The organism is bacterium (assembly GCA_040754625.1).
Classification (GTDB): Bacteria; JACRDZ01; JAQUKH01; order JAQUKH01; family JAQUKH01; genus JAQUKH01.
Map to the genome: position 1 here is coordinate 1 of JBFMCF010000117.1, position 21,041 is coordinate 21,041.

Annotated in this window: 18 protein-coding genes; 4 read left to right on the forward strand and 14 right to left on the reverse strand. The window is 37.3% G+C overall.

Annotated features, from left to right (window positions below; translation table 11 throughout):
- The 7 genes from AB1498_11220 to rpmH form a co-directional block, all read right to left on the reverse strand.
- A partial coding sequence (locus AB1498_11220; GenBank protein ID MEW6088859.1) for a hypothetical protein occupies positions 1–231 on the reverse strand: 231 nt, incomplete at its 3' end.
- A 13-nt stretch (positions 232–244) separates the two neighbouring features.
- Positions 245–2,335 (reverse strand): tetratricopeptide repeat protein, encoded by a 2,091-nt coding sequence (locus AB1498_11225; GenBank protein ID MEW6088860.1) that lies wholly within the window; start codon positions 2,333–2,335, stop codon positions 245–247.
- Position 2,336: 1 nt separating this feature from the next.
- Positions 2,337–3,725, reverse strand: a complete 1,389-nt coding sequence (mnmE, locus tag AB1498_11230) for a tRNA uridine-5-carboxymethylaminomethyl(34) synthesis GTPase MnmE (protein ID MEW6088861.1) — start codon at positions 3,723–3,725, stop codon at positions 2,337–2,339.
- A gap of 13 nt (positions 3,726–3,738) precedes the next feature.
- Positions 3,739–5,304, reverse strand: coding sequence for a membrane protein insertase YidC (gene yidC, locus AB1498_11235; protein ID MEW6088862.1), 1,566 nt, complete (start codon positions 5,302–5,304; stop codon positions 3,739–3,741).
- A 16-nt stretch (positions 5,305–5,320) separates the two neighbouring features.
- Positions 5,321–5,530 carry a membrane protein insertion efficiency factor YidD gene (yidD, locus tag AB1498_11240; protein ID MEW6088863.1) on the reverse strand — a complete coding sequence of 70 codons (210 nt, stop codon included), beginning with the start codon at positions 5,528–5,530 and terminating at the stop codon, positions 5,321–5,323.
- On the reverse strand, positions 5,527–5,898 hold the full coding sequence (rnpA, locus tag AB1498_11245) for a ribonuclease P protein component (protein MEW6088864.1): 372 nt from the start codon (positions 5,896–5,898) through the stop codon (positions 5,527–5,529). The genes yidD and rnpA overlap by 4 nt, the downstream gene beginning before the upstream one ends.
- 26 nt (positions 5,899–5,924) lie before the next feature.
- A complete protein-coding gene (rpmH, locus tag AB1498_11250; protein MEW6088865.1) occupies positions 5,925–6,059 on the reverse strand; it encodes a 50S ribosomal protein L34 in 135 nt (44 codons plus the stop codon).
- A gap of 352 nt (positions 6,060–6,411) precedes the next feature.
- On the opposite strand from rpmH, the gene dnaA reads away from it, so the two are divergent.
- The 3 genes from dnaA (at position 6,412) to recF (ending at position 10,213) form a co-directional block, all read left to right on the forward strand.
- Positions 6,412–7,725: a chromosomal replication initiator protein DnaA gene (gene dnaA / locus AB1498_11255; GenBank protein MEW6088866.1), complete on the forward strand. Its 1,314-nt coding sequence runs from the start codon at positions 6,412–6,414 to the stop codon at positions 7,723–7,725.
- 239 nt (positions 7,726–7,964) lie between these two features.
- Positions 7,965–9,068: a DNA polymerase III subunit beta gene (dnaN, locus tag AB1498_11260; protein ID MEW6088867.1), complete on the forward strand. Its 1,104-nt coding sequence runs from the start codon at positions 7,965–7,967 to the stop codon at positions 9,066–9,068.
- Positions 9,069–9,106: 38 nt separating this feature from the next.
- Positions 9,107–10,213: a DNA replication and repair protein RecF gene (gene recF, locus AB1498_11265; protein MEW6088868.1), complete on the forward strand. Its 1,107-nt coding sequence runs from the start codon at positions 9,107–9,109 to the stop codon at positions 10,211–10,213.
- 7 nt (positions 10,214–10,220) lie between these two features.
- On the opposite strand, the gene AB1498_11270 is transcribed toward recF, so the two are convergent.
- From AB1498_11270 to AB1498_11300, 7 genes are all read right to left on the reverse strand, one after another.
- Positions 10,221–14,309, reverse strand: coding sequence for a cytochrome c3 family protein (locus tag AB1498_11270; protein ID MEW6088869.1), 4,089 nt, complete (start codon positions 14,307–14,309; stop codon positions 10,221–10,223).
- A gap of 86 nt (positions 14,310–14,395) precedes the next feature.
- Positions 14,396–15,322, reverse strand: coding sequence for an NHL repeat-containing protein (locus tag AB1498_11275; protein MEW6088870.1), 927 nt, complete (start codon positions 15,320–15,322; stop codon positions 14,396–14,398).
- Positions 15,323–15,407: 85 nt separating this feature from the next.
- Positions 15,408–16,223 carry a hypothetical protein gene (locus AB1498_11280; GenBank protein ID MEW6088871.1) on the reverse strand — a complete coding sequence of 272 codons (816 nt, stop codon included), beginning with the start codon at positions 16,221–16,223 and terminating at the stop codon, positions 15,408–15,410.
- Positions 16,223–16,987, reverse strand: a complete 765-nt coding sequence (locus AB1498_11285; protein MEW6088872.1) for a hypothetical protein — start codon at positions 16,985–16,987, stop codon at positions 16,223–16,225. Before AB1498_11285 ends, AB1498_11280 begins: the two co-directional genes overlap by 1 nt.
- 22 nt (positions 16,988–17,009) lie before the next feature.
- Positions 17,010–18,155 (reverse strand): hypothetical protein, encoded by a 1,146-nt coding sequence (locus tag AB1498_11290; protein MEW6088873.1) that lies wholly within the window; start codon positions 18,153–18,155, stop codon positions 17,010–17,012.
- Between the two features lie 107 nt (positions 18,156–18,262).
- Positions 18,263–18,451 carry a hypothetical protein gene (locus AB1498_11295; GenBank protein ID MEW6088874.1) on the reverse strand — a complete coding sequence of 63 codons (189 nt, stop codon included), beginning with the start codon at positions 18,449–18,451 and terminating at the stop codon, positions 18,263–18,265.
- A 99-nt stretch (positions 18,452–18,550) separates the two neighbouring features.
- A complete protein-coding gene (locus AB1498_11300; GenBank protein MEW6088875.1) occupies positions 18,551–20,302 on the reverse strand; it encodes a hypothetical protein in 1,752 nt (583 codons plus the stop codon).
- Between the two features lie 152 nt (positions 20,303–20,454).
- On the opposite strand from AB1498_11300, the gene AB1498_11305 reads away from it, so the two are divergent.
- Positions 20,455–20,961, forward strand: a complete 507-nt coding sequence (locus AB1498_11305) for an L-2-amino-thiazoline-4-carboxylic acid hydrolase (protein MEW6088876.1) — start codon at positions 20,455–20,457, stop codon at positions 20,959–20,961.
- Positions 20,962–21,041 lie beyond the last annotated feature (80 nt).

Genomic DNA, 21,041 nt, shown 5'->3' on the forward strand with positions numbered 1-21,041 from the left:
CGGCTTTCTGAATGTTACGGTCTCTTTTGTGTCTTCCTTGCCGGGTTTGGTTTTATGGCAGTCCGTACAATCTATCTCAGTATGGGGATTAGGCCTTCCTTTTTTCTTTGCGAATTCTTCTATTGCCTTGGAACCGTCTTCCTGGGCGGAAAATAAAGTTTGCCCCGAAAATATGGATATTGAGATTATTAAAATTATGCCCTTTTTATAATTTTTTATTAAATTAAACATTTCAAAATCCTAACTATTTTGCGGTTTTCCATATAATCTTAGGCAAAAACTCTTTAGCTGGAATTGTACCATTTTCTATCAATTTTATATATAATGTATCTTTAGAAAGTTCACTATTAATAGCTATTGCTTTAAGGTATTCCTCCTTTGAGTTTTTATAATCCGTTAAAAAATAATATGCAATTGCTAAATTAACATGTATTTCCGCATCTTTTGGGTTTAATGTAGTACAGACCATAAAAGATACCAATGCTTCATTATATTTGCCTAAATTTAATAAACATGCCCCGATATTATTCTGTGCTTCAATCCCCTCCGGCTGGGATTCACCCGCGCTGCGAAACACTTCCAGGGCTTTATCATATTCTTCCCGCTTTACATAATTTGATCCCCGCCTGACCAATGTTTTATAATCTTCTTCTTCTATCACCCCGCCGCCCTCCTCCTCTTCAGGGGACATTTCTCCCTGGCCTTTAAGTCCTCTTTCTTTTTTAAGTTTATCTTTTATAATTTCACGTAATAGTTTCTGGTATTCCTCATTTTCCGGGTCAAGCTCAATTGCCTGTTTAATTTCATACTCAGCTTCGTCCAGCAAATCAAGGGTCCTGTATATCTTCGCCGCCCAAAAATGATATTCCGGGCTGTCCTGGTTATTTTTTATGGCTAATTCTATTCCCGTTCTCGCGTCTTCATTTTTCTTTTGCGCAAACGAGATTTTAGCTATATAAAAATGGCTTTCTCCAATAAGGTCTTCTTTGCTCCCGATGGTAATCACCTTTCTAAATGCCTCCTCGGCTTCTTTATACCAATAATTGCCGGGCATCGAAAAATAACATACGCCCAGTTTAAACCATATTTCCACATTATCAGGAGTAATTTTTAAAAGTTTCTTAATAGCTTTAATAGCGTTTGAATAATCTTTTTTTTCTATATAATAATCAATCTGCGCGGAATATGACATCAAAATCAAATCTGCCGCCTCTTTATTCTGAAAATCCACGTTTAAAATAATATTACAAACAGCGACCGCTTTATCATACAAACCTACCATATAATAGTCTCTTGCTACTTCCATATGCGCCGAAATATATTCTTCTTTTTGCCCTATTGGATCAAGTTTTAAATCCTTTAAAGGGTCATATCCCTGAAATATACTTCGCAGGTTTTTAATGGCATCTTCATAATCCGGTTGTATCCTGAGCGCCTTCCTCAAATATTCAACCGCGATTTTCGGACTTCCCTGGTTATAGTAGGCCACTCCTAAATTCATGTATACTTTACGTATATTACGATGGTTCGGGTTTATTCTCTCGCAGCGAATTAATTCGCTTATCGCATCCCCATACATGCCCTCCCTGATATATATTCTTGCTATTTCCATGTGGGCATTGAAAAAATTTGTGTCTATCTCTATCGCCTTATTCAATTCTTCTATCGCCTGACGGTAATTTCCCATAAAGCCATAAGTAACGCCTACATTGAAATAGAGCAATCTCATGTTGACGCTTTTCAGGTTAAAATTTGCTTCACGGTAAACAGCGTTTTCCTGGATGGCCCTCTTGAATTCCTTAATAGCCATTTCATAATTATCCAGAAAATAAAAGGCTACCCCTAAATAATTATGGAGTTTATCCAGGTCTTTATAGGTGGGATCTAATTCTTTTACTTTTCTAAGGACTGTAATCGCATCTTCATATGCCCCCATCCTTAAATGGGCCAATCCTTCATTAAAAACAGCCCTGATATGCGCGGCTGATCTTGAATCCGGGACAAGCTCCTGTACCTTCTTGAATTCTACTATCGCCAAATCCTGGTAAGGGATTAGGTAAGTATATACTAAGCCTAATTGGTAATGCACTTCAACACAATTCGGGTCATAGCGAAGCGCCTTTTCAAAGTGCAGCCTGGCCGCGTTATATAATTTTTCTTTCAAAGATGACATACCCTCTTTATACGCTTCATCCGCTTTAACATTACCGCATATCTCCGCGTCCACCTTTCTTCTGATAAAAAGGCAAAATATCAGTAAGGATATCAATCCATAGTAGTAAATTTTGAACTTAAAGGCCCTGAAATTTAATAATCCCATTTTTTTGTTTTTCACCTTACTTACCTAAACAAAATTGTGAAAATATTTCATTAATTATATCTTCCCTGGCTAGCTTTCCTGTCATTCGTTCCAGGGAATCCAAACATAATATAAGGTCATGAGATATAAACTCTTCTGATAACCCTTGGGCAGCCGTTTCTCTTGCTTTGTTTAAAAATTCCTTCCCCATACGAAGCAATTCAATTTGACGGATATTGCTGATTCTTATATCTTTCTCACTCGAAAACAAACCATGTTTTAGTATTTTATCTCTAATTTTTTTCTTTAACCCCTCTATCCCTAAATTTTTAAGCGCAGATATTTTTATTATATCCTTTTTTGAAGACAGGCATAGATTTTTATTGTAGCAAATATTTTTCTTTAAATCAACCTTATTTATTATAAAAATAACCATTTTATTTTTTGTCAAGTCTAATAACTTTTTATCTTCAGGCGTCAAATTTTCGCTCCCGTCGATAACTAAAAGTAAAATATCTGCATCGGATAAGACTTTGTGGCTACGGGACACCCCCTCTTTTTCAACAACATCCCTTGCATCCCTGATCCCAGCGGTGTCTATAAGGATTAAAGGGATACCGTCTATATTGATTTCTTCTTCAAGGGTATCTCTTGTGGTTCCCGGAATATGAGTGACAATTGCCCTTTCTTCTTCCAGCAATCTATTAAGAAGGCTTGACTTCCCGACATTCGGCCTGCCGATAATCCCTATTTTTATACCTTCTCTCAGAACCCTGCCCTCATCCGCTGTTTCTAAAATATCCGAAAACACCTTATCCAGGTTCATTAATTCTTTGCAAATTTCTCTTTTTGTCAACTCCCTTATATCCTCTTCCGGATAATCAATTACTGCCTCTATATGCGAAATTAATCTTTTTAATCTCCTTTTCAACTCCTCTACTTCTTTGGATAATCCCCCTTTTATTTGATGAAAAGACATTTTCAGGCTTCTTTCTGTCCTGGACCGGATAAAATCAGCTATTGCTTCTGCCTGGATAAGGTCAATCCGTCCGTTCAAAAAAGCCCGTTTGGTAAATTCTCCGGGTTCAGCGAGTCTTGCCCCGCATTTCAGGGTAATCTCTAAAACTTTGCGCAAAGATAAAAATCCGCCGTGGCAGTTTATTTCCACAACATCTTCACGGGTATAAGTTTTCGGCCCCTTCATTAAAGAAATCAAAACTTCTTCAATGGTTTCCTTTGTCTTTGGATCACGAATAAATCCGTATAAAATTTTTCTTTTATGATTTATATTAAAATCTATTTTTTTTGCTGGAAGGAAAAATATTTTTTTTGCTATTGAAAAGGCCTGCGCACCGCTTATTCTTACGATTCCAATACCGCCAATCCCCAGCGGTGTAGAAATAGCCGCAATAGTATCTTCTGGCATCACTAATTCCTAATTACTGTTCTTTTATAAGAAAATACTGCTGAATAATGGTAAAGATATTATTCAGCGTCCAATATAAAACCAGCCCGGAAGGAAAATTATAAAACATAACCGCAAAAACAACAGGCATAGCATAAAACATTATCTTTTGCTCACTGGACTTAGCGCCAGCCGGCATCATGTTTTGCTGTATGATTTGCGTAATAACCATTATGATTGGTAATAAATTAATATTATTGCTAATGACCGGGAGCTGGAACGGCAGATGAAAGATCGTATCAGGCTGGGAAAGGTCTTTTATCCAAAAGATAAACTTTGCCTGTCGAAGCTCAATAGTATTTTGCAGCGTATTAAACAATGCCCAGAATATCGGAATTTGCAAGATCATCGGCAAGCACCCCCCAAACGGATTAACTTTTCTTTCTTTGTATAATTGCATTACTTCCGCATTCAATCCCTTAGGATTATCTTTATATTTTTTCTGTAATTTTTCTATTTCAGGCTGAAGTTTCTGCATTTTTTGCATAGAAACAAAACTCTTCCTGGTTAAAGGCCCTAAAATAATTTTTACCGCTAACGTCAATAACACAATAGCAATTCCATAATTTGAAGCAAACTTATTTATTCCGTTGAGGACAAATAAAAGACCTATGCTTAAATAGCTAAAAAAACCGAAATCAATGTTTTTCTCTAAACCTTTCCCATATTTTTTTAATAAGCTGTATTTTTTTGGTCCTGCAAAAAGATCAACAGTAAACTGCTTTTTACTATTTGCCCCTATCTGTCCGGCGGAAACATTTAATCCTGTTTCTATACCATGCTGCGCTGTTTTTTGTATTTTAATATCGGATTTTTCCTTTTGAGGGATTAATGCCACAAGAAAATATTTACTATTAATCCCAAACCATTTTATTTCATCTTCAATATTAACTGGTTCCTTTAGTTTGGCTTCTTTTATCCTTTTTAACTCCTTGCTGTAATTTATATTTATTACACTGTATAACTCGCGTTCTCTTTCATATTCTTCACTAATTCCTGGCCCCCACATAAGATAAAGCGGATCAAGCATAAGCTTTTCATTTGTATGATTAACAAGTTCCATTGAAAATTTGAAACTATATTCATCCGGCATTAAAATAAAATTCTTTTTAATTTCTAAGCCGTTCGGATACAAAAAACTCAATTCAACTTTTTTACTTCCATCCCCGTTATCATTACAATTAATTTCATAATCTTCCCTGTTTAACTCTATATTATTAAACCATAACCCGCCGGAGTTCCCTCCATTAATAAGGTCGATTTCTTTCCCTTCCTTATCCTTGTATTCTTTTAAAAAAATATGTTTTATCCATCCGCCTTTTTTTGAAAATACTATTTTCAGAGTATTCGTCTCTGCGGTAAACTCTTTACCGCTAAAATCTAAATATCCTGGCGGTTGTGTGGCTTTTTCTTCCTGAAAAATTTCTTCTTTTTCTTCCTGCTTTATAACCGGCTTTTTATTGTATTTTGGCCCAAATATACCAAAAACCGCAAGAACTAACCCGCTTAAAACTAAAGCTATTATTAATCTTTTTTCCATTTATTTACTCCAATTCTCAAGGGACCGGGTCATATCCGCCTTTATGAAACGGCTGGCATTTTAGGAGGCGGAATATTCCCAGGTAAAGCCCGCGCATTAATCCATGTTTTTCCAACGCTTCAATAGTATAAGCTGAACATGTGGGAATAAAACGGCAGGAAGGAAATTTTAAGGGAGAAATACATAAACAATAAAATTTAATTGTCTTAATTAAAATTTTTTTCATATTTTAGGATGTGAATCAGGTTTAGTTGTTGAGTCCCTTAATTGTAAAAATACTTTTTTAATAACAGTTTCGACATTAGAAAAAATATATTTTGCGCCATAACGGGGGATAAAAACTAAATCAAAGCCCGGTATCAGGCTTTTATTTTGCCGGTAAATTTCCTTAATTATCCTTTTTGTTTTATTACGAACATGTGCCTTGCCGAACTTTTTCCCTATCCTTATTCCCAGCCTGTCAAAAAATAAATTATTCCTTATAAAAAACAGATAAAAATATGGATGTGTAATTCTCTCTCCTTTTTTAATTACACGATTATAATCTATTGTATTTTTTAATCTCTCTTGCCCGGAGAAACCAAATTTTTTCACATCCCGCCCTAACTATTTAAGAAAATCTATACAGCCAGCCTCTTTCTTCCTTTTGCTCTTCTTCTTTTAATTATCTTTTTCCCGCCACATGTGTTCATTCTGACCAGAAACCCGCAAGTTTTTTTTCTTTTCCTTTTTTTAGGATTATAAGTAAAATGCATTTTTTCTCCTTTTTATATTTGACTATCCATATTTTTATAGTATAATTTCTTTAAAAATATATTTAAAGCTTAAATTAAAAAATAGATTATATCTAAATATTAAATTAAAGTCAAGCCTTTCCAGTTAAAATCAAATAAAAATTTAATCTTGTGGAAAAAATGTTAATAAGTTTTTTTATTTGGTTTTTAAAACTGTTTTTTTTATATAATTATTATATAAACTATTTTTTTTATAGGATTAATTAAACTGATAAAAACTTATATTATTGCTTAAATATTAATTAATAACTATATATAAATAAACGATCTTTTACTTATCCACACTTGTGGATAAACTTGTGGTTAACTCAATATGAATCTTTGGGATAAAATTAAAGAAAATATACAGACAAAAATACCGCATCAGGCTTTTGATACATGGTTCCGCCCTACACAAATGCTTTCGTCTTCCAATAATAACATCCAGATTGAAGTCCCAAATATTATTTATAGGGATTGGCTTGTAACTCATTATACAGATATAATCAAGGATATTATTAAGGAAATTACCAATGAAGAAAAGGAAATTATTTTTTCTATTACTCAAAACCAATTAAATCCCGCAGAGGTTAAACATTTTATACATAAAGAAGAACCTGTAATATTTGAGAATAACTTGAACACAAATTATATATTTGAAAATTTTGTTGTAGGAAACAGCAACCGGTTTGCCCATGCAGCTTCGATCGCCGTAGCGGAGTCTCCGTCCAAAACATATAATCCATTTTTTATATATGGCGGTGTCGGTTTAGGTAAAACACACCTATTACATGCTATTGGCAACTCGGTTTTAAAAAAGTATCCCAGTTTAAAAATTATGTATCTTTCAACTGAAAAATTTGTGAATGAATTCATAAATTGTATACGTGACGGTAAGGACATTATATTCCGTAATAAATACCGCAATATAGACCTGTTATTAATAGATGATATACAATTTTTAGCTGGTAAAGAAAGGACACAGGAAGAATTTTTTCATACTTTTAACACTCTATATGATGCGCACAAACAAATAGTTATTTCAAGTGACAGCCCCCCAAAGGAAATACCCACATTGGAAGAGCGGCTGCGTTCACGTTTTGAATGGGGGTTAATTACGGATATTCAAGCCCCTGATTTAGAAACAAGGATTGCAATACTTAAAAAAAAGGCGGAAAAAGAAAAAATTAATTTATCTAATGATGTCGCTTTATTTATAGCTAATAAAATTAAAGCAAATATTAGGGAATTAGAAGGTTCACTCATCCGCACAGTTGCATATGCTTTCTTAACTAAAAGACCTATCGACCTGGAGCTGACAAAGGAGGTTTTAAAAGATATATTCCCTAAAGATTTTGATAATATTAATATTGATACAATCCAGGAGGTAGTCGCGAAATATTTTAATATCCCGACTTCTGATATGAAAAAAAAGAAAAGATCAAAATCAATAGCGTTTCCAAGACAGGTAGCAATGTATTTATGTAGAACTTTAACAAATCTATCTTTACCTGAAATCGGTGAAAATTTTGGAGGTAGAGACCACACAACTGTTATCCACGCATGTTTAAAAATAAAAGGCCTAAGAGAAAAAGATTTAAACTTTAATAACCAGGTTGAGGAAATAACTAGTAAATTAAAAAATTAACCCACCTGCGGCGGGTAGGTGTGTATTATATGTTAATAAGTTATTAATAAAATTTTTTTATTTTTTTAATATTAATCATGTGGATAAAAATAACAAATTATCCCAAACTTATTATTTTAAATTTACTATACCCTGTATAAAATTTCTGGTTTTTCAACATATTAACAGAGCATATTAACCTTATTATTATATTGATATATAATAAATAAGATAATAATATATATAAAAAAGGAGATAAAATGAAATTTAAATGTTATCAAAAAGATATTTTAAAAAGTATACAATGTGTTCAATATATTATCGAGAATAAAAATACCCTTCCGATTCTTTCCAATATTTTATTGGAATCCCAAAAAAACGAAATTTTAATTACAAGCACAGACCTTGAAATCGGCATAAAAACATTTTTTCCCGCGAAGATAGAAAAAAAAGGAGTAATAACTATTCCTGCAAAGAAATTCAGTGAGATTATTAATGAAATGCCCGATGGTGAAATTGAAATAGAATTAATTAAAGATAACTTAATTAATATTAAAAGCGGTTCTATATCTTTCAATATTAACACTATATCTTCAGAGGATTTTCCTAAATTTCCATCATATAAAGATAATGAAAATTATTTTTTAATCCCCGCTAAAATTTTAAAAAAAATGATAAATGATACTATTTTTTCAGTATCACACGATGAAACCAGGTATGTTTTAAACGGGATATTGATTGAAAAAGAGAAAAATGAGGTTAATTTTGTTGCAACAGACAGCCATAGGCTGGCTTATATAAAAGAAAAAGTATTAGAAGAGAAAATAAAAGATTTTAAAGTGATTGTTCCTTATAAATCAATAAAAGAAGTTAATAGGCTACTTACAGAAGTTGAGAAAGACGTGAAAGTTATAGTTGAGGAAAAACAGATAGTATTTCTGATTAATAATATTATATTAATTTCAAGGTTAATCGACGGGCTGTTCCCGGATTACAAAAAGGTTATCCCCGCAAAACCAGAACATAATTTTTTAATAGAACGGGATAAAATCCTCCAGGCGACAAAAAGAATTTCCATATTAACAAGTTCAAAAACGATGGCAGTTATCTATAAACTGACACAGGGAACACTGAATATAAATATAAAAAATCCGGAGGAGGGGGAGGGACAGGAGATTTTAGAAATTAATTATACCGGCCCCGATATAGAATTTGGCTATAATTATCGTTATTTATTAGATATTTATAAAAATATAGAAGATAAAGAAATAGTGTTTGAATTTACAAAGCCGTTTCACCCCGGATTAATAAGACCAAAATCAGAGAAGAATCCGATTTATATTATCATGCCGATTAGAATTTAAAATTTGATATAGGTCGTATAAGACCCGTAAGACCCATAATGTACTTAAGAAACATTACAATTAATAATCTTCGTAATCTGATAAAAGTTAATATAGAATTTGGAAAAGGTTTAAATTTTTTTATTGGAGAAAACAGCCAGGGAAAAAGCAATTTAATAGAAGCTCTTTATTTGCTTTTGACATTTAAATCCCTGAAGACAAATTATTATGATAATATAATTACTTTTGATTCTAAATTTTTTTATGTAAAAGGTTTACTGATAATAAAGGATAAAAAGCAGGTAATTGAGGTTGTTGGGGAAAAAGAAAAAGGTAAAAGGTTAAGAATTAATAATAAAATCCAGATAAATCCGGATTATCTTGTTAATAGATTTCCAACCGTAGTTTTTACCCCTGAAAATTACAACATTATCAAGGGTATGCCTTCCGGCAGGCGCAATTATTTAAATTTCCAAATATCCCAGATTAGCGCACGATATTCTGATAATCTTAAGCAGTACCAAAAAATTTTGAACCAGAAAAACCTGATACTGCAGGAAAAAACAATAAAAAAAAATATTGATTTATTAGATTCATGGGATAAACAGTTAATAAAATACGGGGTTGAATTAATAATGAAACGGAATATTATTGTGAATAAAATAAATATATTAATAAAGGGAATTTATAAAAACATAATATCACAGGAAGAGGTTGATGTTGCCTATAAATCATTTTTACCAAATAGTATTTTAAATGATAAAAATGAAATAATTAAGACATGGGAAAAACTTATTTTAAAAAACAGAGATGAAGAGATAAAAAAAGGATTTTCTATATCCGGGCCGCATCGCGACGATGTTATTTTTTATATGAACGGGAGAGATGTTAAAAGTTTTTCCTCGCAGGGACAGATAAAAAGCATTTTATTGGCGCTGAATCTATCTGAAATATATTTTATTTTTAGGGAAACAGGGGAATACCCGGTAGTTTTATTTGATGAATTATTTTCAGAACTTGACAATAAAAGGATAGAAAACATTTTTAACGCCCTACCAAAAGATATTCAGATATTTATAACAGAGGTTGATAAGTCCAAGATTAAAAATAAAAAAGGTGAATGGTTTAAGGTAGAAAAAGGACAGGTGGCAAGAGATTCCTTTTAATATACGATTATTCCAGTCCCCTTCCAATTTCCCGTATTCTCGGGACATGGTAATATTTATACCGGAAGAGAGAATCAAACCTGTGGCAGTCGGCGCATAAAGTAAAATCTTTCTGGCGCAGGAAACTATTGGATGCGGTCCCTTCTGTATTTTGTCCCGGGGTATTATTGGGTTTCCCTGCTTCCCATTGATGCGGATTGTGACAAGACCCGCAGGATATAATACCATGTTTTACCCTGAGGCCGTCGTCTTTATTAAACATGGGGAGCGCCCCGTGTTCGCGTTCAACACGCCTGCCGACATTAGTAACCACAATATCAGTTGGATGCATATCAACCAGTGGAACCTTATTTGCCGCGCATTGGTTGGCCGCGTGGCAGCTTTTACAGAGCATAGACGGAGTTTCCGGGCTTTCTTGAGGTAATTTTGCCCATATGAGTAGTTTACCAAAGGCATTATGAGGAATATGGCATGCGCTGCACGGGCCGCCTTCTTCTGCCGTTTGATTAATAACGTTTTTCTCGGAAGGCGCGGTAATCCTCATATCATGTTCTGTATTAACAACATATTTCTTTTGCAAATGGCATGTTGTGCACATCTCGGAATTTTTATTATTTTTTCTTAAGAAACTGTTTTTAATATCCCCTTCGGTTTTTATCCCGGGGCCATTTTCTTTTTTGTCAGGGTCCCACTGGTGGAGATTATGACAGGTAGAGCAAAGAACCTTGCCCCTTTCAATATCTTTGGCCCCCTGTAACGTGAATATCGGGAAAGGGGATTCCCCCTTAAGCCCCAGGCGGCTGAAATCTACGCCGACAGGATGTGTTCCTCCGATTTGTTTTGTATTTGCGCAGCCGTTTTTGCCGTGACAGATGTCACACAGAGGAGTGATGGCGTCAACCCCATTTCCTTTTTGTTTTGCCCATAATTTTTCCGCCACTGCGTTATGCGGGACATGGCACGCCCCGCAAGGCCCGGATTCAAAAACAGTCTGTCCTAGCATATTTTTTTCTTTTGGCGCCGATACCTTCATGTCATGGTCACTGCCTACAATATAACCTTGCGCGCTGTGACAGTCGCGGCATAAAGTCGCTTCCGGATCAGAGGCGAGACGGAGAAAACTGTTTAAAGCTGTTCCTTCAATATTTTCTTTGGCACTTCCTTTTGATTCCTTTCCCGGGTCCCATACATGCGGGTCATGACAAGTGTAGCAGTAGACATTTCCGTTTTCCTGTTTTTTCGCATCTTTATTAAATGTAGGAAGTGTCGTTGTCCCTCCGACATTTGCGATTGGCACATCTACAGGGTGGGAAAATTTTCCCGGCTGTTTCTTTTCCCCGCATTTATCATCTGAATGGCATGAAAAACAAAATTTAGAAGAAGAATCCGCGTCGCCGCCTAAATCCCTTGCCCAGATTCTGGGGCCTAACCCGTTATGGACAACATGACATGGGCTGCATATGCCGCCGGTTTTGCGCGTGTTATCTTCGAAGTTTTTAACCTTCGGAGCTGTATTTGCAAGGTCATGGTCAGTCCCCTCAATAAAGGTCTGTTTTTCGTGGCAATCCCTGCATAAATCAGGAGACGGGAAGTTGGCTATTCTTAAAAAACTGTTTGTCTGGTTTCCTTCTGTATTTTTACGTTTTGATACTTTTTTATTTACCGGGTCCCATACATGGGGGTCGTGGCATGAGTTGCAGTATACACTGCCTTTTTCTGAAAGCTCACCTTTATTATTAAATAACGGCAGGGTAGAACTTCCGTCTGCGCCGGAAATCGCGACATCTGTCGGATGGGTAAAAGTAACAATTTTTTTATCTGCGCCCGGATTTTTTTCAGAATGGCAACTAACACATAAATTTGTAGAAGTGTCTTTACCGGTCTGAGGAACTTCCCGTGCCCATATTTTGCGCTCTTTTCCATTGTGCGCCAGGTGGCAGGCACTGCATATTCCGCCGGATGAACTTGTTTTCCCTTCAATATTTTTCGCGTCTTTAGCAGTAATAGACAAGTCATGTTCCGTATTTTCCACAAAGAATTTATCTTCATGGCAGTCTTTACAAAGGGAGGATTTCGCATCATTTGATTTGCGGAGAAAACTATTTGTAAAATCGCCTTCCCTGTTTTGGCTGTAAGCTGTGTCTATTTTATTCGGGTCCCATACATGGGGGTCGTGACAGCTTGTGCAGAAGATATTTCCCTCCCCGTCTGTTTTTTGTTTTCCCAATTCGTCAAATAGAGGAAGGGATGATGTCCCGTCCGCTTTTTTAATTGATTTATCTGTCGGGTGAGAATATTTATCAATGGGTTTTTTGCCGGCAGATCCGTCTTTGTTGTGACAGCTGATACAGAGCTGTGTGACAAAATCACCATCGCCGGTAAGTTTTTTTGCCCACCCGTGGGAAAAATGGCACGGCCCGCAGATGCCCGACTGCTCAACAGTCTGATTTTTTATGTTTGGTTCGTCCTTTGCCGTAATAGCTAAATTATGGTCTGAATAAAAAACAGCTTTTTTATCTTTATGACAGTCCAGGCAGATAGATGATTGATCATTGCCTAAAACCAGAAGAGGGGTATTTTTTATCCCTTTGTGCGGCAAATGGCATGTAGTACAAATCATTTCTTTATTTGGACCGAGAGCGCCTCCCGCCTTCATAATATCTTCAGCAATTTTTACCTTGTCTGAAATGATATTGACCGGGTGTTTTATAGAGGATATAGAATCACGAATACCCCGGATTATTTTATTTTCATGGCATGTGTTGCATAACCCCGAGAATTTGTTATCTGCCAGAAGATTTCGCGTTTTTGGAGCGGAATCATGTATTTTATGACAGCTTTCACATACTAATTTTTCATCCACTCCTTTTCTTGCGCCTAACGCCGTAAGGGATGGAGCAATAACGGCTTCTGACGGAACCAAATTAACCGGATGTGTCCCCTTTTGTTCACCTTCCTCTATCCCGTTAGCATATTTTGTTTCATGGCATTGACGGCATAATCCTGAATTTTTATTTGAAACAGCCATAATTTTGCCGTCAGTTCCATCATTGGCGGCGTTATCTGCGGCATTATGAACCTTGTGGCAGCTTTCACAGATGACTAAATTGTTTTGCCCGAAAGTCAACCCTTCGGGGTGCATTTCATTAGCCAAAGGAACATCGACAGGGTGAGTCCCTGTGTTCTTCTCACCGGTGTCCTTATTGAGTTTGTCCATATGGCATATTTCGCAGAAAGAAGAATTTTTATTATTATCAGCCAGCAGATGTGTTTCTTTTGCAGCATAATGCGGGGAATGGCAGGAAACACAAATTAAACTTTTGTCTTTACCTGTGCTGGACGGGTTTCCGGAATGCCAGCGGTATGGAATGGATGCCTTTTTTTGCGGGACATTTACCGGGTGGGTATCGTGCCCTGCGCCTTCTTTTTTACTTGGGTTATTTGTATGGCATGCCTCGCAAAGTTTCGCAGATTCAACTTCGGGGCCCTTGACGGGAAACAGCAAAAGGTTTTCCGCCTCGGCGGAGTGAATTTTATGACAGCTTTCACAGATTACTTTATTGGGTTTGTCCCCGCTGTATGCCCCGGCATCTTTTAATTCCTTTGTGAAAGGGATAGAATCAACATTAATAGGATGCATCCCCTCTTTTGGGCCGTTTGTCTTATCTTTATGGCAGTCCATGCACATTTCTGAGTTTTTATTCTCCTGGCGGAGATAAGTTGCCCGTTCAGGCACCACCCCGTCCTGTGCGCCTACAGCATGGGCTGTATGACAGCTTCCGCAGTCCAACTCCCCGTAGAAAGTGCCGTCTTCGTCTTTATAAGCAAAATTGTTCATAAAATACAACGGGTATTTATCAGCAATAGTTACTTTTTTAGACGGAACTATTTTTGTGGGATGTGATATCTTTTTTTTCCATGCTTTCCGGGAATCAACCATTGAACCGTCATGGCAACTGTAACATATCCATTCATCAGTTACATATCTTTTATGGCCGATGTAGCGCGGTATTCGATCGGGATTATCTTTTATTGAATGATCAGGATGCCATTCATAATGGCATACAGCACATTCCTGCCGGGAGCTTTCAGGCATAACGCTTCTGGCCAAACTTGGATTTTGGGCAAAAAGCGTAAAAAATATTATTAGAGAAAGGAAGAAAAGACGCTTCATTATTATAATTATTGTAGATTAAAGACTTCAATCAGGTTGGCAATCATTTCAACCACATAGAGATGGTTAGATTCATCGGTTAAGATACCAACGGGTGTTATAAAATTTCTGCGGTTATTATATTCATTGTTGATTAGAGAGATAAATTCCCCATCCCTATTAAATACTTGAATGACCCCAAGGAAACTGTCGCTTATAAATATCCTGTCCTGTTTATCTATAGTAATGCCTTTTGGCCGGTAGAAAGTTCCTTTTTTAATACCCCAAAGGCCTATCTGGCGCAGATAATTTCCCTCCTGGTCAAAAACCTGCACTCTTGCGTTAATGACATCAACTATATAAATTTCACCTTTGCTGTCGCTTGAAAGCATAAAAGGGAACCGGAATTCCCCCTTCCTTCTGCCGTTATTACCCCACTCTCTTATAAAATCGCCCTTTTTGTTATATACTAACACCCTATGGTTGTCGTTATCTACAATAAAACATTTGTCTTTTACAACAATAATATCTGTCGGGTCTGCCGGCAGTTTCTCCTCCCCCGGTTTTAATGAAAATTGGTGTTGGAAATTTCCTTCAGAATCAAATATCGAAATTCTGTGATTCTTGGAATCTGCGATATAAACCCTTCCATCAATATCGATAGTAATGCCTAAAGGGGTATCGAGTTCTCCCTGCTTATCGCCTTTCGCGCCGAATTCTTTAATAAATTCACCCTTCTGGTTTGTAACTACTACCCTGTGGTTTACACCATCGAGTATATACAGGTTACCGTTTGGGCCAAGGGCTATATCGCTGGGTTGATTTAATGGAAAAGAAGCAGGCCCTTTTATTTCGTAAAGAAGCCGGACTTTTATAGAAGTTTCTTCTCCAGCGATATAAGGATTATTAGTAAAAAGAGTTACGAAAAAAAGAAAGATAAAAATTTTTTTAAACATAAATTTAACAGATTGAAAAATAAGGGGGCAAGAATATCACTCCGCCCCCCCGCCCAATATTTAAATATAAAACGCTATTTCGTCATTAGCTGCTTTTTTTAACTCCAAAGAGATTTGGGATATAAAACCTGCCATACCTCCCAATAATCCCAGCGGCTTCCGTTCCAACCAGCTGATCCATGCGTTCTTGTGGATACCCGAGAGCTTTAAAAGGTAACACGCTTTTTACACGATGGCAATCCGTGCAATCCAGGCCGGGGTTTGAAACCGCCTGGTGTATACGCCCTTTCATCTGCCCCTGCAGGTCTGTAGATAACCTGTCTCTCATAGCCACGAATGGTTTCGCGAATTTTTCATCATCCATCCGCATGGTTATCATTTTGAACTGTCCGTTTTCTTCGACATACGGCGTAATTAAAGGAACATTGGCCCTTCCGGTAATTTCTTCGTCAAAAGCCGAAATAAGCTGGTTAACATAAGGTTTTATCCTGATTAAAGGCTCGACCTTCCTGCTTCCTTTTTTCAATTCGGCTATACTGGATGTTGTCCCGTCAAACCATCTGAACCCGCTGATTCCGCCTTTAACATCTTTAACATGGCATGTATTGCAGTCTATAAACGGAGCATGGAAATTAAGCATGGCCCTTGTAACCCTGTTTTTCGCGTGCGGCATATTGCCATGGCATATCACGCAAAGAATGGGATTTTCATTATCGAAAGGCGCGGCCTCCCCTTCGTTTTTATTGTGAAAATGGAATAGCCTGGATTCCTTTTCGCTTACTACAAGTTTTTCCGTTATAAGATTATGTTCCTCTCCGGATTTAACAGGTGCAACAAATGCTAATGCTATTACAGAAACCATGGCCACGGCTGCGCTTATTAATAAATTACGTTTTAGCATTATTTTTTACCTCCCTGTTCCCCTTTTTCTTTTGCCATCATTTCATCATACCACATTTTGTGTTCATGAATTACCTCATCTTCAGTCATTTTTCCTGTAATCCATGATTTTATCATCGGAAAGTTTTCCGGGACAAAATGTACATTATAGAAGTGAAATGTAAAAATAAATACCGTCGCTAGAAATGCTTCATCGCTGTGTACAATCCACGCGGCATTCATCCACCACCAGGGCATGAAAGACATAACAAACTCTCTCAAAAACAGACTCAGCCCCGTGAACCCGATCATTACCATACCCCAGTAGACAGCTAAGTAATCAAATTTTTCAGGATATGCCCATTTTTTCAAAGCGGGAGACTCTTTGTTTATTCCAAAAAAATATTTAAATTTATCGACGATATCTTTCCCGTCTTTTGCTGTCGGGATTAACGCCAGGTCCCCCGTTTTTAATCTGGAGAAAAAATTATTAAAAGGTGTCCACCCTTCAATTATCCATCGGCCGATCAAATAAAAAGAATGATAAATTAAAAGAACCCATGCGAGTATTCCGCACCATCTATGGATTACAGGAGCAATTTCAGGGCCACCAAGAAGTTTAAATAAAGGTTTTGCATACGGCATATGCGGGAATTTTTGAGGCATACCAGTAGCGACAAGGCCGGTAAATGAGATTACTACAATTAGATGCTGAATTATCTGGTGCGTACTGAGGCGCTCAAAAACCCTTGGTTCACTTGAACCTGTATGTTCGGCATGTTCCATAATCTTCACGCTCCTTTCTAAGTTATCCTAGTATTTTACGTACTAAGTCCAGTGTAATCATTGTAAGAACAAACGCTAAAGTTCCATAACAAAGCCAGAAAAAGGATTCTTCCAGAATGAAAAGCCCGATATAATTATGCGGAGCAATGTGCCCTACCGAACGCGCAAATGATTTATTTCCTTTTGCTTTCGGGTGGCAGATGTCAACACTGCATGTCTTTACAAGATTGTCTCTTTCCGGGTCAAAACGTTTTTCCTCTGTAATATATACAGCTGACGCGGTGTCCTTTTTGCTTTTTAGATCATGTATACCCGCGTCTCCGCCTGAAGGACGGTTTGGATCCATTGGATAATTGGCTTTGGTATGGCAGTCAGTACATCCGGCCCATCGCTCACCGCCATGGTAAACCATTTTATAATGAAATGTTTTTTCGTATTCCTTAACCGGTGCTGAGCTTAGTTTATGCCTTGTCATCATGTCGTTATTTCCGTGGCATTCAACGCAAAGCTGGACTACCTGATACTTGGTTCTATTTGTTTTCATATCAAAACGGTGTTTTGTATGGCGATAAAACCTTGCGGCAAAATCATCTTTATGGCAGCCGCGGCATCTTTTTAATTGAGCGTCATTAATCGGCGCAATTTCACTTCCAACTTTTTCGTAAACAGGATTTACATCATGGCAATAAACACAATACGGGGCATCGGGATCTTGTTTTTCCTGGGGCAGTTCCCTGTCAGCTATACCGTGTGAGCTTTCTTTGTAAGCAATATAGGCATTTTCGTGGGAGAAATATTTTTTATCGCTTGGGTCATCCGCGCGAGATGGTTCAATTATACTATGGCATACCAGGTTGCAACGCACCTTTTCTTTGATTAACGGTTGATGCGGAACTTTTGGTTCTCCGCCTTCCATAATATAATCGTGGCAGTCAACACAACGAACATTCCCATGGACTGACCTCGGGATGAAAATATCTTCCTCAATATAAAAATCCCTTTTTATTCCCTTTTCATTCATACGGACAATACCGGGATGATCATGGCACATCATACAATTGTCCGGATCGGCCACAGCGTAACTTGGGCGTTCTCCAAAAGTGAAGATACATACGAAGGCTAAAGAAAATAGGACAAAAAAGTTTTTAATAAAAAAATTTTTGTTCAAGATTTCACCTCCTCATTAGGAATAAATACAAGCTATATCCCCCTTAGATTATTAAAAAACAGGACTGATGTTAGCATAAAAATAATTCTTGTGTCAAGGAGAAAAAACTAGTGCGACTCAAACTTTAATATTGAGCCGTTAAATAATTTTACTAAATGGGCAATCCCGACAAAAACAAAAAAAGCCCCGGCTATCGATGTTACTCCGCCGCTTTTTAAACACAGGTAACCGCCGATGGAGTAAAAAGCTGTTTGTACCCATATGCAAATGATTTGTAAAAATTTTGCTACATTCATCTGTATTCCCCCCCTTCTTTATAAAAATCTAAAGTTCAAAATGCAAAATGCAGATATAAAGCATACCGCGATTTTACATTTTTAATTTTTCATTTTGCATTATTTAAGCCCTTGCCCCGCATGGCACACCTGGCATAATAACCCGTCTTTTTTAACCAGGCGGAGTTTATCCGGTTCATCCGCGCCCTTTGTCCCTGCGCCCCATGGAATGATTCCCTTTTCATGGGGATTGTGACATGTCGCACAAGTCACGTTTCCTTTATCGTCCATCGGAAGAAATACGTTCCGTTCGATTTCATAGACGCTTTTTCTTTTTTGCATATCCGTGGATGCCGGTTTTATATGGTTTTTCTGCCCCGGATGGAATTTATCTCTGTGACAACGGACACATAAATCTGTCATTGACGAGATAAGGTTGTTAAAATCCTGTTTTTGCGCCCTGACTTTCCTGTCAGGCTGGCTGCGGTGGCAATATAAACAGACACCCTCCCTGATTATTCCCCTGGAATCTATCTGGTCATGAACATTATATTTTACATATGCATCCCGTTCATGGCACTCAAAACATATGTCGCTGCGGTTCTGGTATGGCCCGCCGCGGAGAAATATTTTGTTGGTTTTTTTTGTTTCCTTTTTATTTGCTACCTGGCAATCTACAAGGTGGCAGGTGAGACATGTAATTTTCCCGTTAAAAAGCGCGAGGTTTTGGGGTTTGTGTTTTCCCGGCGCGTCAGCCAAAACGTCTACAGGGTGAAAATCAGCGGTCCTCCACGGGAATTCATCTTTATGGCAATGTAAGCAGACGGCCACGGTATTTCTGCCGAACCGTAAATTAGGGATACCCTTTGAAGGTTCTTCCAGATGGCATGTCAGGCAAAATGCGTTTTTCAGGTGAGGGTTTGTCTTTTTAGATTCATTTGCCAGGTCCTCATATTCCGGCGTAACAAGATGCCCTTTTTTAGAATAGCCGTGCACGTCATGGCATGTTATGCAAACAGGGTCTTTTTTTAAATCAGGATAAGGATTAACACCTTTATAGTGCGCGGAACTTAATTTATCATGGCAGAAGACACAGATGGTCTTTGTTTCCTGCCGGAGAGTTTCTTTAGGACTGGCGCTTATTTTAGGGTCGCTTGAGTGGCAAAATCCGCAGGGAGACATATCTGCCTTATGCGGTGTCTGCGATATGACATTTTCACCATGACAGCTTTTACAAAATGATTCGCGGTTTTCAAATGCAGGTTCGAAATCAAACGCGTTTTTTGGAAAACCCCGGAGCATGTGAAAATTACCCACACCCGTATGGAGGTCATGGCAGGTGGAGCAGACAACGGTCCCTGCAAAACTTCCATATTTCCCTAATGGAAAGATATCAGGAATTACCATAGATTTTTCCAGTTTTTTTGGGTCCATCCCCGTTGGGTGGAGGTTTGTTTTTTTATGACAACTTTCACATAAACTTATCTCATCAAACTCAAATGTATTTGCAAATGTATAAATTTCTTTTTCTGCCGAGCTTGGTACAGGTTTCCGCCTATGACAAGTTTCGCAGCTGACCCCGAGATGCGAATTAGCGATTTCTTCAAATAAAGGCTGAGGCTTAGCTTCCACATCTTCGGGTATAACAGTTGTGTCTTTAGCCTCTGTTGTATCTTCAGGTATAACTTTAGAGGAGTTTTCCGTCTCAGTATCTTCCTCTTTTTCCCTTTTTATTTGATTAATAATTTCTTCCTGGCTTTTTGTCCCGTATATCCCTCCCCCGCCGTATTCTTCCGCATTTGTAAAGAATAATAAAAGAGAGAAGGAATAAAAAAGAAAAATAATGAAAAAAATCAGATATAACTTTCTCATTGTTGAAAGACTTGAAATTAGAGAATAAACATCGTAGCATGGAACTTATTACTAGTCAATAGAAAAATTTAGTATCCCCTCTTTTGTACTTTGCCTTTAATTCTTACCCATGTATAATATTAGACAAGAAAGATAACATCAAGGAGGAATCAATGGTTAAAACGGAAAGAGAACTCAAAGATGCCATTAAAAGCAGGGCAATGGCCTACGTCTTTATTTATGAAGAAATGAAGAAAAATCTGGGAGTAAAAAAAACGGATAAAATTTTTTCCGATAGTATATACAAGTTCGGTGAATCAAAATGCGGGAAATATAAAAATGCCCTTAAAAAAGGCGGCCTGAAGGCCCTCGCGAATGAATTCGTTAAATCTTCCCCGCTCGGCGGCAAAATTTTCAGGCCGGGAATAGAAAAAGTGAATGAAAAAGAATGCGTCCTTACCATGAAAGCATGCCCCCTGGTTGAGGCATGGAAGGAAAATAAATTCTCTGATGAAAAAATCAAAACAATATGCGATATCGCCTACCAAATCGACCTCGGCACGTTCCACGCCTGCGGGCTATATATTGAATTTACGCACAGGATCGGCGCGGGGGATAAAAAGTGCAGGATGATATTAGCCCAAGTTCCGCAGTGTGATATTGGGAATGATATTTTTTAGCTAAAGGAAATCTAAAAAAGCTTGATAAATCAATAGCGGATTAAAAAAAAGTGAATGTAGTGCAGACCACCCTCTTGAAT